The sequence below is a fragment of the Nostoc sp. CALU 546 genome, assembly GCF_048836525.1.
Genome location: NZ_JAWJTF010000088.1, coordinates 25,875 through 41,552, shown reverse-complemented (window position 1 = coordinate 41,552; position 15,678 = coordinate 25,875). Strand labels below are relative to the sequence as shown.

General features: G+C 44.0%; 17 protein-coding genes and 1 pseudogene. 14 read left to right on the top strand and 4 right to left on the bottom strand.

The window, feature by feature from the left end:
• Positions 1 to 154 (top strand): HNH endonuclease (locus RRG12_RS31555; protein ID WP_420761928.1); only part of this gene is annotated, 154 nt, incomplete at its 5' end.
• A gap of 53 nt (positions 155 to 207) precedes the next feature.
• Entirely contained in the window at positions 208 to 651 is a 444-nt protein-coding gene (locus RRG12_RS31550; RefSeq protein WP_420761925.1) for a hypothetical protein, read from the top strand.
• A 303-nt stretch (positions 652 to 954) separates the two neighbouring features.
• Here the strand turns inward: RRG12_RS31550 and RRG12_RS31545 are convergent, their stop codons facing one another.
• Positions 955 to 4,233 carry a plasmid replication protein, CyRepA1 family gene (locus RRG12_RS31545; RefSeq protein ID WP_420761927.1) on the bottom strand — a complete coding sequence of 1,093 codons (3,279 nt, stop codon included), beginning with the start codon at positions 4,231 to 4,233 and terminating at the stop codon, positions 955 to 957.
• 584 nt (positions 4,234 to 4,817) lie between these two features.
• The gene (locus tag RRG12_RS31540) at positions 4,818 to 5,015 is read right to left on the bottom strand and encodes a ribbon-helix-helix domain-containing protein (RefSeq protein ID WP_190944420.1); all 198 of its coding nucleotides are present in this window, start codon (positions 5,013 to 5,015) and stop codon (positions 4,818 to 4,820) included.
• A 231-nt stretch (positions 5,016 to 5,246) separates the two neighbouring features.
• Between RRG12_RS31540 and RRG12_RS31535 the strand changes: the two genes are divergently transcribed.
• The 10 genes from RRG12_RS31535 (at position 5,247) to RRG12_RS31490 (ending at position 11,869) form a co-directional block, all read left to right on the top strand.
• Positions 5,247 to 6,362 (top strand): ParM/StbA family protein, encoded by a 1,116-nt coding sequence (locus RRG12_RS31535; protein ID WP_420761924.1) that lies wholly within the window; start codon positions 5,247 to 5,249, stop codon positions 6,360 to 6,362.
• A gap of 3 nt (positions 6,363 to 6,365) precedes the next feature.
• Positions 6,366 to 6,599, top strand: a complete 234-nt coding sequence (locus RRG12_RS31530; RefSeq protein ID WP_420761923.1) for a hypothetical protein — start codon at positions 6,366 to 6,368, stop codon at positions 6,597 to 6,599.
• Positions 6,596 to 6,820, top strand: coding sequence for a hypothetical protein (locus RRG12_RS31525; RefSeq protein WP_420761922.1), 225 nt, complete (start codon positions 6,596 to 6,598; stop codon positions 6,818 to 6,820). Before RRG12_RS31530 ends, RRG12_RS31525 begins: the two co-directional genes overlap by 4 nt.
• Positions 6,817 to 7,053: a hypothetical protein gene (locus tag RRG12_RS31520; protein ID WP_420761921.1), complete on the top strand. Its 237-nt coding sequence runs from the start codon at positions 6,817 to 6,819 to the stop codon at positions 7,051 to 7,053. The genes RRG12_RS31525 and RRG12_RS31520 overlap by 4 nt, the downstream gene beginning before the upstream one ends.
• 7 nt (positions 7,054 to 7,060) lie before the next feature.
• Entirely contained in the window at positions 7,061 to 7,255 is a 195-nt protein-coding gene (locus tag RRG12_RS31515; RefSeq protein WP_179076066.1) for a hypothetical protein, read from the top strand.
• A 96-nt stretch (positions 7,256 to 7,351) separates the two neighbouring features.
• Positions 7,352 to 7,795 (top strand): hypothetical protein, encoded by a 444-nt coding sequence (locus RRG12_RS31510; protein ID WP_420761920.1) that lies wholly within the window; start codon positions 7,352 to 7,354, stop codon positions 7,793 to 7,795.
• A 12-nt stretch (positions 7,796 to 7,807) separates the two neighbouring features.
• Entirely contained in the window at positions 7,808 to 8,524 is a 717-nt protein-coding gene (locus tag RRG12_RS31505) for a hypothetical protein (protein ID WP_420761919.1), read from the top strand.
• A gap of 21 nt (positions 8,525 to 8,545) precedes the next feature.
• Positions 8,546 to 9,094 carry a hypothetical protein gene (locus RRG12_RS31500; protein ID WP_420761918.1) on the top strand — a complete coding sequence of 183 codons (549 nt, stop codon included), beginning with the start codon at positions 8,546 to 8,548 and terminating at the stop codon, positions 9,092 to 9,094.
• Complete coding sequence (locus RRG12_RS31495; protein WP_420761917.1) at positions 9,091 to 10,989, top strand: hypothetical protein; 1,899 nt, start codon at positions 9,091 to 9,093, stop codon at positions 10,987 to 10,989. The genes RRG12_RS31500 and RRG12_RS31495 overlap by 4 nt, the downstream gene beginning before the upstream one ends.
• 208 nt (positions 10,990 to 11,197) lie before the next feature.
• On the top strand, positions 11,198 to 11,869 hold the full coding sequence (locus tag RRG12_RS31490; protein ID WP_420761916.1) for a response regulator: 672 nt from the start codon (positions 11,198 to 11,200) through the stop codon (positions 11,867 to 11,869).
• A 446-nt stretch (positions 11,870 to 12,315) separates the two neighbouring features.
• On the opposite strand, the gene RRG12_RS31485 is transcribed toward RRG12_RS31490, so the two are convergent.
• Together RRG12_RS31485 and RRG12_RS31480 are read right to left on the bottom strand one after the other, a co-directional pair.
• The gene (locus tag RRG12_RS31485; protein ID WP_420761926.1) at positions 12,316 to 13,476 is read right to left on the bottom strand and encodes a sugar phosphate nucleotidyltransferase; all 1,161 of its coding nucleotides are present in this window, start codon (positions 13,474 to 13,476) and stop codon (positions 12,316 to 12,318) included.
• 24 nt (positions 13,477 to 13,500) lie between these two features.
• A pseudogene (locus RRG12_RS31480) lies at positions 13,501 to 14,352 on the bottom strand (pentapeptide repeat-containing protein); the annotation flags it as partial.
• A gap of 169 nt (positions 14,353 to 14,521) precedes the next feature.
• Between RRG12_RS31480 and RRG12_RS31475 the strand changes: the two are divergent.
• On the top strand, positions 14,522 to 14,815 hold the full coding sequence (locus RRG12_RS31475) for a TRADD-N-associated membrane domain-containing protein (RefSeq protein WP_420761915.1): 294 nt from the start codon (positions 14,522 to 14,524) through the stop codon (positions 14,813 to 14,815).
• A gap of 554 nt (positions 14,816 to 15,369) precedes the next feature.
• Positions 15,370 to 15,570, top strand: coding sequence for a hypothetical protein (locus RRG12_RS31470; protein WP_420761914.1), 201 nt, complete (start codon positions 15,370 to 15,372; stop codon positions 15,568 to 15,570).
• Positions 15,571 to 15,678: the final 108 nt, after the last annotated feature.

The following is a 15,678-nucleotide window of genomic DNA, read 5'->3' as shown; positions in this document are numbered from 1 at the left end:
TAGATGTGCTTCCTGTGGTCTGAAATTCATCGGTGAAGAAAAGGTTCACCTGCATCACATCGACGGAAATCACACCAACTGGAAGGAAAATAATCTAGAGGCAATTCACGAGAGTTGTCACGATTACAAACACATGAGCAAAAGCGCAAGCTAAGAACATCGGGAGCCGTGTACACGGAAACGGGTACGCACGGATCTAACTGAGAGGTGCGGGGAATAATATCCCCCATCGACTCAACCAAGCAGTCTAACGGCAACGGATTCGGAAACTTTAACTTAGAGAGGGCAGTCGAAAAAGAATTGGCATATCTACAAAAAAATCGACTAGGTGTGATCTGGCTTGATACGCTTCATCGAATTATAAATGAATATCCAGGCAGCATTATTAAGGAAGAGCTTGAACAGGGCGGATACACCAAAGCCATTAGCAATTTTGAGCAATTATGCGCTAGTACAAAGGATGAAACTCTGATTTACCTGATGCAAGGGTTGTGGCTAATTTTTCACAAAGATAAAAATTTTAGCTTTAAAAACTATAGCCCTTTCAGTGGTGAAGACATAAAAGTAGTGGTTAAACTTTATATCAATACATTGATCTGCGTCTTAATCGCAGAATCAGAACTTTCGTCCATGCAAGTACCCACCGAATAACGGCGTGCTGAAATTGGTGTATGGGACATACATCAAAAGCCTGACAGTTCATTCGATAAGTAATTGGACAGAATTAATTACACAACGTCATTGCGAATGAAGCGTAAAGCCAAAGCAGACGCGAACGCTAGCGCGTCTCCAAAAGTTGCCAAATGAAGCAATCGCAAGCCTTTGGGATTGCTTCTCTTCTAACACTGCGCGTAGCAAGATCCCCTTCAGGGGGTACGCTTCATTTGATTACGCTCACAACTCCAGTAAATATTTTTGTCCACCTACTTGTATTCAACTCAATCAGGGGATGATTCACGCCATCCACTCCACCCAATCGGGGGCAGATGCCACCAGTTGAGCAAACTTTTGAGGGTCAATATCCTCAAACTTGAAGATCACGCCCCACCGCTCATCAATCGTTAGTGTACTGAGTAATTCTTTAACTGGCTCCACCCCATATTCAACCCGCTCAATCGCCAACTGAGCATAATATTTGACCCGCTCCCACCAAGAATCACTGGATTCTGAATCTGCGTCCACACCCCCCCGATTATTACTTCCATCTTCATTAATGGGGGGTGTGGACGGCGGGTTAATCCCATACTGAGACTGCATTATAGCCGCGTAAGCTGCATTCTTCTCCTGTGACTCCTGACGTTTCTTTTCCTTCTCCTCTCGCTGCCTCTGACGATAATCCAGTATGTTCTGGATAAACACGACATCCTCAGTATTCAAGCGGTAATACCGAACCCGCTTACCATCTTCAAGCGGTCGTCGTGATTCAGTGGACAGTCCGAGTTGAGAAAGATACTGCCCCAAAATCCACATAGGAGATTCATCGAGGGGAATGGTCAGGTTGAGAATGCCTTTAACGTGAAATGCGTTGCGTTTTGAGAACTCAGCCAAAGCCTGAATCATCGCCTCGTCCCCTTTAATCTCAACCCCAGCCATCAGATCCATTAGGACTGCCCTGAGTCCCAGCCGATGACGCATCAACCAAGCGGTAGAATGATTGCTCCAGTCTGTGCAGATAGCTAATCGCTCCCGTTCCGATTTATCACGTTCGGCAACAATAGCTGGCGGTGGAATAAACTCGCGCCCCTGATCATCAGCGACCATTTCCCCCGGTGCGGCCAATATCGCTTCAAGTGCGACAATCTTTTTAATTAAGCGTCCCCCGTCATCTTGCTCAACCAGTTCCGGGGTTACGCTCATGCCGTAAGTGTCCTGTATGCGGAACTTCTCACATTCCAAAACTTCTTCGGGCTTCAGGTAATCTTGATGTTGCCTACTGGTGTAAGTCCTCCTGTCAATATCTTTAGCATTCGCCACCTTGCGATAATGTTCTTCATCGATAGCAATACCAGCCGCCTTCATCCACCGCGAAGTCGCTTCATCACCACCGTCGCCCAAAGGAATAATCGTATTGCCCATTTCCTCTAAGAGCGATCGCAGATCAGCCCGTAAATTATTAATCGACCAATTCCGTTGCCCTTCAATCTGACAACTGGCATCTAATGCCCAATCCTTCTCAGCCCCACGTTTGCCCGTTTCCCGGTTAATGCGAATCAGAAACGCGGTCATTTCATTCGTTTGAAGAATCCTTTCCTTGATGCGACGGGCATTGGTTTCGGCGTAACCAAAGGGAGGGCGCGGTGCAACCCAAACGTACATGGGGACATCTGGACGATACCGCCATAACTGTTGAGCGCATTCTGTAGCCGACTGCGAGACAGCATGAAACACGCCAAACACGGCATCAAAATGATAGCTGGAAATGTCAACCCCTGAACTGAGACTGGGAGTAATTAAAAAAGCGTCAAGATCCTTAATGGCAATGTTAATCTCTCGGATAAAGATGACATTCTCTTCACTACCACTGTTCTCGGAGTGAATAGCCCACACCCGTAACTTGCGGTCTTCGGCTGATTCCGGTGTATCATCAGCGTCATCAATTGCTGAACCATCATTGAGCGCTCTTTCTAGCTTTTTAATAAACCGCTTACTGTCGCTGACCATCATCAACTTTTTACCCAACATCAGTTGAGCGTGAAACTCGGCAACGATTGCGCTGCTGTTTTTCCCCTCGTACCAATGAACTTGACGACCACCTGAGCGATACAGGTTTTTGATGATGTAGGGTTTTTCACCAGTCGGTCGCAAATTCATGAAAAACTCAATGGTCAAATCATCCAAGTGAGCATCAGCTAAAACAACCAGCTTGGCGTTGTAAACTAGATACTCAAGCACTTCCAGAATCGCCCCCCTGTGTTCTTTGCAGGTTTTGGACTTTAGCAAGTGAGCGAGATACTGGCAGGCTTCATCAATAAATAGAATATCGTAAGCCTGTAAATCATTTGCCATTTTATACAGAGAATCCACGGTAATGCTGAGAGCTTTTACCTGACCCCAATCCCCGCAAGAAATCGCGGAGTACATTGCTGTTTGTAAGCGATCGCTGAGATTCTTGAGCAAAGTAACCCGATGCCCATTGTTCAAAAAACTCAAGTTTGGGTTCTCTCTTCTGAGAACTGCCAAAATTTCAGTCTTTCCTGTTCCCATGTCGGAAACCAAACCAACTAACCCCGATTGAGGTAGGGAGTGGATCGCGAGTGAGAGATAACGGGTATTAACTGTCACATTGGGTTTGAATTTGCGAAGTCCCCTAGCACGGTTAATGAAAAATCTCTGCTGGTACTCGCTGATTCTCAAGGCATCAGCAATCATTGTGGTCACGGCTTTATCCGCTCTTTTACCCAAAGCCACAACCCAATCGTCAATTCCTTTCTCTGGCCCTGGCAGCAGCGCTACTTCACATTGCAAGCATTGTTGTATAATAGCTCCTGCTGTGCGGCGTGTAGCTTGAAAAATCTGCTGTTTGGTTTTGGGTTTGCTTTCGTAGTCGAATAGAACAACGAATTTACGCCCCTTTTGAGTCATTGGGACTAAATCAGGGTGAAGTCTTTCTAAATCCTCCTTGCCCACTCGACCATTCCAGATTCCAGGCAGTGCGATCGCCACAAAGCCCAAAGTTAGGAGACAACCACCCTTCTTCTCACCCTCTGTAAGGATTACAGGGATTTCGGGATGTGCCATTACCCAAGCCCAAAAACCTAACGCCTCTCCCTGGTCGGTAATGGTAATATGTTCTGGCATCGGCACGTTATAGCGAAGTGATACCAACCGCCATAAATGTAGGGGCATTCTCAGATATGTGACACGGTTGGGAGTTTTGGGTGGTGATTCGTACTTGACTGGCTTTTGAGTTTGCTGCTGTGTAGCCTTATCCCATTCAAGGCGGGGGTAATCTGGTTTCATCCGTCCCCAGTCCATCGCCAACCAATCATTAAGGGGGTCAAGTCCGCTAACCCACCATGCACCGGCTTCCGCGTGGGCATATCGTTTCAAGTACCCATCACGCAGTCGCCCATCGTTACGTCTGGCAGTTTGAGGTAGGGCGCATAGCAGATATTCATACACTGAGGGGCCACTAAGAGAGCGGACATTCAAAGCTGTTAACTTTGGGTCAACAGCACTGGCTAACCATTCATTCCAATGGTTGGCTTCTATGTGAGAGGGGCGAGACATCATCTCGAACCCACCTATAACTTCATGTGGTTGAAGTACGCGGTTGCTATTAATCACGGATTTTTCCCTCAAATACTTTGGTTTTCAGTATCTGGAGGGGGTTATCGCGCTGCTAAACCCTAATATCTACATAATTCGCTGTATTGCTTTAATTTGCCAATTTTTGGACGATTAAATCACAATTTGATGAATTTTTCTGCCAAAATCTGCCAGCAGAAATTTATAAATTGCCACAGCAGCTAATATAATATGAGTAAGCAGCGCGGACTAATCTCTTTTGCCAATTAGTGGTTAGACTTCTCAATTTCCGTCCACTTCTTTGGTCTTCGAGAGATAAACCCCGCTTCCCAATATTTGAAATCTTTAATTTTATACATCAGGCAAAGCGTTCACTACTTAGTTTCGCTTTGTCTTTTTAGTTTTTGGTGCTGTTGTTTACCTCCGTTTCACGCTTCATTTCACTATTCGCTGATTTTACAGAACTTTTGGCTCTCTTCTATAAAATAAGACTGTGATTTTTTACTTGAAATTACTCAATAAAGATTGATCATTGTTCAAGGAAGGAAGTTTTCTTCAAGGCTGCTGTGTCAGCCGATTGTCTTCTTCCTTTGGTTTAACCACTCATTCATTGCTTGTTCAATTAATAAATTGCATAAGTTACTAACCGTGCGCTTCTCCTCTTTCGCTCTCTCTTCAAGAGCCTGCATTAGCTCTGGCTCAAGATAAATCGTGGTTCTAGGCTTTTTTGTAGGCACTTCATAAATTTGAAAGTAGTTACAGTTCATTATTGTCCCTCGCTTCATAACGTTTGTCATCTTAGTGCATTACTAGTTGACAAAGTTCATTACCTATAGGTACTATAGCAGTATCAGCCAAAAAACGCCACCCAACAAAGGCAACAGAAGCCAGAAAGTGATGCTTTGGCTAACCCATCACTGGATATCTGGATTTGTCTAGATTTCACTAAAAATCAACGCCAAGCCAGAAAAATCAAGACTTTAACAATCATCTGAACCATGACAGCTATATATTCCAATGCCAAAAATTGGCTCGTTCAAACAGACTTGTTAGCCAAATCTGGGCTAACTGACCTTATCGCCGGAAAAGACTCAGGTGCAGGGTATGGCAAGGCAATCATCGGTGATTTTTCGATCATGATGCCAGCCGCATACTCACTTGTTCGCAACCGAAACATCATGCACCACGAAACCATCTCAAAAGATGGGGCATGGCTGCGATATGTAGAAGGTTCACGCCTGGACTTAAAAGATGTTCAATTCTTCTGGGGCAGTGCGGCTCTAGCTCAAAGTGACCACACCCTGCTACACGAGGATAAAGCCAAAAAAGCAGAACTGGCGTTAGAAAGCATCCTTGCAGACTTAGCCGTTCTGAATATTCCCAATGGGGTCAAGCTTTCGATTAGTTTGAGCAATCACAACCCCGAACGCTGGGCAAGTGAGATTAAGTGCAGAGTTGAAGGGACTCACACCTTTGAACATCTGCACCCTGTAACCCGTTCCATTGTCAGTAAAACAGTTGAAATAACGGTTACAGGCATTTACCCCGAAGGATTCGGAAGCATTGCCCATTGTTTATTCGGTGAAGCATCCCTGGTACTTGACCCCTCAGAATTAGCGATCGCTCTCGATATCGGTTCATCCACTTGGTTGATTACCGTGTTCAACGGCAGTGGTGCAGTGATTGACCGCCATCTAATTGAGGGTGGAGCCGGTGAACTGCACAGCATGATTGCAGAAGCGCTCGACAAGCGAAACGACAAAGTAAGTCTGCTGTCCAAGGATGTGAAGCACTCACCCAGCTTGGTGAACCAGGGAATTATCGAAGGCACTTTCACTTATGGAGGCAACCACCTCACGGGCAAGAAGTTTGAAACTGAGTACAGCCAATGTCTAGATGAATGGTGGAGTACCAGGATTGAGAAATTCGCCAACTTTGTGACTGCTGGCAATTATCTAGACCGCGCTAAATACCTTGTCGCCTGGGGTGGGGGTGTTTCCTTGCCAGTGGTGGATCAAAACCTAGCCGGTTTAGGCTTTGTGGTCTTAAATAATCCCCAATTCATCAATGCCTTGGGGTTAAAGCTATTAACTCAAATTGCAAGAGGAGCTTAATCAATGAATTACGAATCTCGGCGTATAACCATCTCCTACCTAGCAGTAATTGAATTGTGCAAGATTTTTGATTTACCCCAAGATGCACCGACACAGGCATTATCAGCAGGTGTAGAGAAGCTGATTTTTCAACATGGCAATGTGCAAACATCACCAAAAGTTGAAACAGCGCCATCTACACAGCCCAATAAATCGGCACTTAGCGCAATGGTCACTAATTTTAAAGGGGCAGCATGAACAGAACCACATTTAGAAACACGGTTTTAGGCATTGGTGCAACAGCAGCAGCATTAGCCCTTGGCTATTTCGGAGTGCAGCAGCTTGGCAGAAACAATATGTTCACTATCGCCGCAGCCGTGGGAGGTGCAGGGGCAATCAGCTATGTACTTCAAAAGCCGAACCAGCCAGAAGCGCCAACCGCACCGATGAAAACCCAAAGAAAAGGAAAGAAGTCATGAGCGACCCCGACACCCAAAAGACACAGCCAAGCCTAACAACTACCGAAATCATGACCATCATCCTTGGTTGCGAACAGACTTTAAGGTTTGTGCAAGCATCTCCCAATTACAAGCAAATTGAAGCGTCCGAGCGGTTCAGTACATCTAATGACCTAAAAATGGGGGATGCTGTGCAAGCTTTGATGGAGATTCACGAAGCAATCCTAAATATCGAGTTTTATTCGCAAGTTTGAGGAACTTATGTTAGAAACGACAGCCTTACAGCGTAACCACCTCTACGAATTCCGTGGTCAACAATTGCGCTACAGCCATCGGTCTAATTGTCGAGTCAATGCCCCTTTCATATTCATTGACTCGAAAGGCAAACGAAAAGAATTAAGTCAAAACCAAGTGCAGAGGGAGGTTTTTGAACTTGTTGAGTTTTGTGAGAACTGATGATGAAGCGATCGCACCTGCCGGCAAGCTTGGCGATCGCCTAATCAGGATGTATCTCTCGCCGCAAAACGAAAAGTACATAAGGATCTTAACAGCATGGCACTCGATTATAGAAATCCCAACGATTGGGGACGTTCACCCTTGACCGACTCTGCCCTAAGAAAGCAGCAATTCAAAGTAGAAAATCCTGAACAATGGGCAGCAATGATTTCGGCAGATATTGAGGCACTTTCCACACCATTGGAAGAGAGTGAAGATTACCCACCCTTCACCGGAACGGAATTTCTAGCAACTCATGAAACCATTGATGACCATCCATACTCTGCTGCATTTGGTCAATTCTTGGGTAACGGGATTGACGCGGACATTGCAAATATTCTGGCATTTGGCTCTAACCGATTTGATTTAATCTCTGAAGATTTTGACGACCCCTTAAGGCAACTGGCAACGAGAATTTATAGCCGATTTGAAGAGATGGGTTACTGGGATAAATTGCCCCAAGAGTCGAGCGATATCGACTACGACTTAATACCTTATTAGGAGAATAACGCAATGGACTTTGCAATACGTAATCCGGTAGTTGGTCATAGTTCTCACATTGACGAAAAAGGGCAAGCATGGGGAGGGTTTGAGTCTGATATTCTGGGCTATCTTTCGGATATAAATAAGCTCGAACAGTTTGCCGATTATGCGAATAATGCCCAAGAATTATCTGACCGATTAGAACCATTTTTGGACAATGCCAAGGTGGTCTTTGAGGCGATGGAGAAGCTAACAAAAGGTCAGGTAACTTGGACTGAACTTCGTAAACAATACGGCTCTCATGTTGCGGGTGCAATTGGTAAAATCCGTAAACTTAACGCTGAATTTGACAGCGAGATGAGTAAGATAGATGCCCAAGATAGAGCCGACTTGTTGCGAATTGACCAGAAGCGTAAACACGCTTTAACCGAAGTTGCAGCACAATTACACCATGATTTACAAGCAGAATTGTGGCGGCATGAAAACAAGATTAGCGGCATCGAAAACAGGCAAGTTGTGCAAGCTGAACGTCAAGCCATCACAACAGGATTAAGAGAGAAACGCCAACAACTTTTAGCCCGTGCGCGGTATGGTTCACGGGCGCTAGAGCCAAACCAAACCCCTCAAGAAGTCATACCAATTCAATCCCAAAATCATGCGCCATCTTCTAGTGTTTCTGCAACAGGAACAGTTCGCGGTTGGGGTGCGATGTTGGGTAACTTGTGGCAGAAATTAGGCGATAGATAATCAATTAATTAGGTAAGGCTGATGCTAGTAAGGAAACGAAATGAAGATCCTCATAGCGTCAGCCCTTTTTTGCATGAAGGGCTGGCACAAACACCACAATCAACTAAGCAACAGAAACAACCCGAACAGTTACCACCACTGCCAGAAAATAATAGAGGTCGGACATTTAGACGTGCTGGTAATGCCTGTGAGATTGTCGCTGGCAGTTGTTTAAACAGTGCAGTTATTTTCACTTTTCATCTATTGCAAGTTCACCCCGTTGGAATGTTCCTAGCAGTTGGCACTGCACACCTGTATTTTACTGCCACTGCAACAGGTGAAGGGTTTAACAATTTTGTCACTAATTTAATGACTGGTTGCAGTGCATCACTGGCGTTATTGTGTGCGCTTTCCGAACCGATTAGTGAATGGAATGAAGCGAGAACTTCTACAAGTACAGCTAATACTTCAATTGAGTCGGTTTATAAGCCAAAAACTGCTGAATCTTCAAGTTGGATGGATGGTGCAGGAGTGGGCATATTTCTAGCGATATTAATGATTTTTCTATTTGGTGGTAGTCAGAGGAAATGAATTATTTAACCGACAAACATAAACAGTTATCCGAGTCACAACAATCGGGTTTAATGAAGTGGTTCGGACAGTTACCGATGGATAAAAAAGCTGTTGCAATTGGGCTAAGTTTAACTGTGGGTATTAGCTCGGCGGCGATGGCGTGGAAAGGGGAGTCAAGCGACCGCATTTATTTCTGCCTTCGGACTCCCCAGAAAAAATTGGTATGTCAGGACAAGAATAACAGACCATTTCGCATGACCCCATTTTATTGGTCACAGTGGCAGTTAGAAGGAATGCCGCGCCAAGTAGTACGTGACCCAGCTATGGGCGTTAATGGACTGGTAAAAGCGACTAACCCATATAAGCCTTTTTGGGCGTTTGGGGGATTCCTGGGGTTTGCCCTTGCTGGGTGGATGCTCCGCCACTGCCAGGATGAGGAGAAGCAGAGAGCAGTTTTTGAAGACATCGCCCAAAAACGGGATGCTGCAAAAGCTGAGATGGCTGCACGTTCCGAGTTACTAGAGAGTTGCCGAGATGTTGCGATCGCAGAAGTTCAACTACAAGCTGACCTGGATCTAATCGCCAATGACCGCACTGTGGATATCCAAAAAGCCGAGATTTACGCCCACACGGAAATAGAAGTGACGCAGTTGGAAGCATCTGACGCAATCTTTGAGGCGCAAACGGCGGGGATGACCGAGGAACAGAAGGCAGATTACATCAAGCAGTTGCGTGAGATGAAAACGCCCTATCTGCAAGGGAGTCAGACTTTACAAGGGACGATTGACCCCAACGACAAGGTTACTGGAGATGAACAGGGCGCAATCGCACCGGGAGCAACCCCAACAGGTGATTACCTTCACCCATCAGAATCTCTTGCCCTAAATACTTTGCAAGCCCTAGCCAGAGCAGATAGTTCTACTGCTTTAGTTGCCGCACCGGGAAGCGGTAAATCAGTCACCCTCAATTATTTGATTGAGAAAATCCTTGCAGATTCCCCCAACGCGGATATTTGGGTAATTAGTGCTAAGAATGATAGTTTTTGCGGTTTACGGGAGAAAGAGAGAGTAATTGTCTTTGACGGGGAAAACCCAGACCTAGCGAAAGAGGTAATTGATAGCTTTTACACGGACTACAAAAAGCGTAAACAGCTACCAGAATCAAAGCGCGAATCGTTACCACCATTGATTCTAATTCTGGATGACTGGTTAGTGATTGCTGACCAATTAAGCAAGCATTACTCTGATTGGAATTATGGGAGTAAATTGCTTGATGTTCTGCTGATTGGTCGAGAGTTTAACACTAAGTTTATTGCCTCCCTACAGTCTTTTAATTTGGCGGCTTTGGGCATTGAAAAGATGGATGCTCAAACTCGTATGTGCCTCAACTTGCTGCTGTTAGGTAACAGGTATATCAAGAATGGAAGGGAACAAGAATCTTATGGGGTACTGGAGTTGATTTTAAATAGAGGTGACATTATTCCAGGTAAACAAGAGAGAGAACAAATTAAATCTAAATATCTGGATATTAAAGCAGTCTCTTATCAAAACCTCCGTCCAGTTATGATTGCTTCCGTTGGTGGTTTTGTTGTGGCATTAATGCCTCAATTATCTAATCAAGTCAAGCCGATTGCTTCGGAGCAGGAATATCTAGATAGAGTATTTGACCTGGAATTTAATTTAAGTCCGACTCACCAGATACATCCCAAACCATTATCTGAGGTGGCTAAGAAGATTTATGAATACTTCCAGAATGTCAAGACTAAAACCCCAAAAACATTACGCGATTTGAAGAAGGCAGACAGGTTATCTGGTTATTCAGAGCCAGAATTAATTAATGGTTTAGCTGAATTAGTTAAGACTGATCAGATAAATTCTGACGGGAATGATAGCTATTCCCTGCCTGATTGGTGAAAGTCCTGCCGTGATGCCGTGGTCATAAAAAGGGATGTTTTACAGGCTTTTCTGAGTGTCCACGGCATACGGCACAATCACGGCAATCCATACCCTGTATAGGTCGTAGCCTACGGCACTGCTACGGCAGCACGGACACCCACGGCAGAAGCATCAATAATAAGTCTGCCAATAAACAGCCATTTATTATTAGAGGATTATCAATATCATGCTGAAAATAGTAATTGTTGAACCAGAAACATTCACGCTCTTGGGCATCAAAGCTGCTATTGAACAATCTCCAGATATAGAAGTAACTGGTGATGCCTCCAGTGGTAAGATAGGTTTTAAATTAATTGAACAGACCAACCCTGATGTTGTGTTAGTTGATTTACTATTACCCGACATGAGTGGTTTAGAACTGACTCGCTCAATCAAAAGTAAAACTAATAGTAAAGTGGTGATTTTTACTAATCAGACTCATTCCGACTTTATTAAGTCAGCTTTTCGTCATGGTGCTGATTCTTATATGCTCAAAAGTGCTGATGTAGAATTGATTGAGCTAGCCATCAAGAGAGCTTACTTTGATGAATGCCTGCTTGACCCGAAGCTGGCTAAAAAACTGTTAAAAAACCTTGATAAAAATAGATATATTGACCCTAGTTTTGCTGATAAAAACTTGCTTGACTCTCCCACCGAACGACAAATACAAGTCCTGCGTTTACTGGCTCAGGGTTTAGGTTTTGAACAGATTGCCAAAGAAATGTTTCTCTCTGTTAGTACAGTCAAACGTTATGCCAGTGATTTGTACAGTAAATGGCACGTCAAGAACAGTTATGAGGCTATAAAAAGAGGCGCGATGCTCGGTTACATTGACTATAACTTGATTGTGAATGAATGATGTATTGGTGAGGAGACGGAAGGTATTAAGTCGGGTATTGGTGGGGTTTATTTTTGTACAAAATCTCTATATCCCTAACTAGCCCAATCGTTGCTGCAATACCTCCAACGCACCGGAAGAACATCAGCAGTCATTATTGAGATACAGCCCAACTTTAAGGTCAAAGGTCAACGGTTCAGTTCGGAGGAGTTGAAGCGATTGTTTAATGAGTTGGTTGAGAACAGTCTGTCCGTCTGGCTAGATGCTAATACTATCGAAATCAGCGATTTTCATCCAAACGGACAGAATGGATAGAAGTAGACAGAAAAGCTTCACAGCAAGGGACAGACGCGACATAGTAGCAGACAGACTCTCTTTCAAGCACGACAGAAAACCCTAGCTGTAGCTGTAACGACCTGCAAACAAGGGTGTGAGAGAGAAATAGACAAGTAGTTACCCTAATCCAGCTAACTTGCATCCTTACCAAGGAGTTCTCGAATAGCTTGCCGCTCAACAGAATTATGGGATGGTAGTATCTGACGAGCATCAGTAATTAACCAATCTAAGGCGGCAGCTTGCACATCAATTGCTGCTCCAGTTTTATCTACGCAGTAACGCCCGAATACCAGCTTATCAACGAGTCTAACTCCTGGCCCCAATCGTGACCATTCAAAGATGACGCTGTTATCGACAGTCGCCCCACTGCATATCCAGCAGTTGGGGCCAATCATCGCTGGGCCGACGATTTTGGCTCCGTCTTCGATGCGAGTCATGCCACCAATATAAACGGGGCCTGTGATATCCACTTTGTCCCAATTCACTGCCACATTTAAACCCGTGTAGATACCAGGTGCAACTTCATGGCCAGGGATTTGGACATTTTTGATTTCGCCTAGTAGCACGCCACGAATTGCCCGCCAGTAATCTGGCACTTTACCGATATCCACCCATTCAAAATCCATCGCAAAGGCATAGAAGGGCGCACCGATTTCTACCAAGTTAGGGAATAGCTGGCTACCAATGTCATATTCTACGCCAGAAGGTATGTAATTAAATATCTCTGGCTCAAAAATGTAGATACCTGTATTGATATTGGTGCTGGGTGCCTCCTCTACCGATGGTTTTTCTTGGAAGGCTTTAACACGACTATTTTCATCAGTAATGACAACACCGTAACTAGAAACTTCTTCGCGGGGAACAGTTTTTGTAATGATAGTAGCGATCGACCCTTTGGATTTATGCCACCGTACCGCCGCAGTCAAATCTAGGTCAATCAAAGCGTCACCGCACAATACCACAAAGGTATCATCGAAAAACGGTGAAAAATCTTGAATCCGACGCATCCCTCCAGCCGAACCAATTGCTTCCCCCACCAGTTTACCGTCGTCATCAATTTTCCCTTCAAAAGAATAGGCAATCTGTACACCAAATCGTTGACCGTCACGGAAATAGTTTTCAATTTCCTCAGCCAAATGACTAACGTTGACCATAATCTGGTCAAACCCATGTTGGCGTAGAAGTTCCAGTAAAAATTCCATCACTGGCTTTTGTAGGATGGGAATCATTGGTTTTGGAATTGTGTAAGTAATGGGGCGAACACGGGTGCCTTTCCCAGCTGCCAAAATCATAGCTTTCCTATGCTTTCTTAGGTTGGCACTACTTAGGTCAGCGCCACTTAGTTTAGTATCACGCAAGTCAGCACCACTCAGGTCAGCACCACTTAGGTCAGCACCGCTCAGGTCAGCACCGCTCAGGTCAGCACCGCTCAGGTCAGCACCACTTAGGTCAGCACCACTCAGGTTTCGCCCTTTGACTGATTGACTGACAATCTCTTGCACTAAACGCCATTTATCATCTAATTCATTATTTTCTTCGTCATCTAAACTTTCACTCAAAATTTGAATATCTTTAATAGGAAAACCGCCTATTTCTGTTAATTCTCCCAAGTTGATGAGGGATAAAAGCCGTTCGATATCCTCTTGATAACCCTCAATAGTTAATTTAATACTGCCTTGTTTGATATCAATAATATTTATAGAGTCACCTGAATATTCTCGCACAGCAGATTGAATAATCTTCCAGTTTTGAACTGAATTTATATCGCCTTCTAAAGTGATAATGGTTTTAATTTTTTGACTTTTTTTATCTATTATGCTCACTTGACGGCGAAGTGTTTGTACTTGCCCCACCCGCTCATTAGTATCTGGGCTACTGCAATCATTTATTTCTAACCGCTCCAGTTGTTCTTCTCTTATCCCCGCTATTTCTGTCCAATTCAATGTCAGTGCCTTACATATTCTTTTAAAGCAATCAAGTTGAATTGGCTGACACTGAAAAAATTTTGTAACTGTACTACGAGATACAAGTTGAGTTGTTGCAAAGTTGCTTTTTGACTCAAACCCTAGCCTGCTCAACGCTTTTTCTGCTTTCTCTATACCTTGTGGGCAAGCTTTATAAGTTATTTTCTTTTTTTTTATGCCAAGGCTAAGTTCAGTTTCAGTCATAGTTTGGCTAATTTTTCTTTAATAAACAATTATTTGCACAGTCACAACTAGGGCATACGAGAATCATATGAAATGCACAAGTAATTTACAACACAATCATTGCTTAGTCAAAGTTTTAGGTTTTTAGCTCGACATTAGGAGTATGAAGTTTACTTGCTCTGCAAAATCCATGAATAAAAAACCATTCCCTGCTTATCACTCCGCAATTGAATTGTGCATTGCTCAAGAACGCTTACGCCAAGCTCGTTATAGTTTTAACCTAGCCCAGGTTGCAATCACAGCTTCTTTCTTCATTGGCCTCACAGGTGCGGGATTACTTTTGTCCAACAAACTTCCAGAAGGAAGTGTTATCGCCGCTGGAGGTTTGGTTTCTAGCGTTCGCTGCATCCAATTTGCAAAAGATGCTAATGACAGGCTCGACAAAATCCTGACTGAGCTAAATGATAAAGACCAAGTAGGATAAATTTCCCAGGCATAGGAAACCGTTGACAACCTCTGCCTTCTGTTTTTACCTGTAAAAAGTTGTTTAAGACTAACTGCTGTCTACTAAAACAAGGTGAGCAGGACTACTGGCTAGTTTTTGCTGGTTGTTTCTGCTCGTTCTCCACCACCGGGAAGTACCGCCGAGCGTTAAGGGGTTTCTTCCACCCAGTCAACTCAAACAGTTACTCATCTTTCTTCAAGGTTAAGCATCGTAGCCCATTGATTGATTTGACTGCCGTTGATATTTATCCGCTCACACAGGTCAGTCTTAGTTAGCCCCTGTTTAGCATCATGATCAGAATGTGAGAATTTTATTTTGCCTCTGGGTATGTCCTCAACCCTCTCTCTGAGCGATGATAACCCCGCGTTTATTAGAGCTTTATTGATGAATACACCAACCTGAAATCACTGATTGGTGAACCCGCAGAAAAGTTTTACAAACTGCATCTGACAGACACCAGAAAAGCTAAAGTTTATGTTACTGGTATCACCCAGAATGACACTAATTCAAGCTATCCCGAAGGGACACAAGCAATGAGGGAGGCGGGTACAATCCTCATTCAAAAATTCTCAGCTAACGGTAAAACACCACTGTCCAGAGTCAAAATTATTCGTGGCTTACTTGATGATAATGGCGATGAATTAAAGGAGGCAGAGCGTACACTGCCTAGCTGGTTTAATCCAGAGGATATTTATAATCATTTCAACGGTAAGCCGATTTGTTTTGATGTTTAATTGCTGATTGAGTAAAAAGCTAAGTCACTAAGGATCATACCTGCAAACACAAGGGCAGGCTGCAATCATATAATAAATTAGCCAATAAATAGCCAGTTATTATTAGAT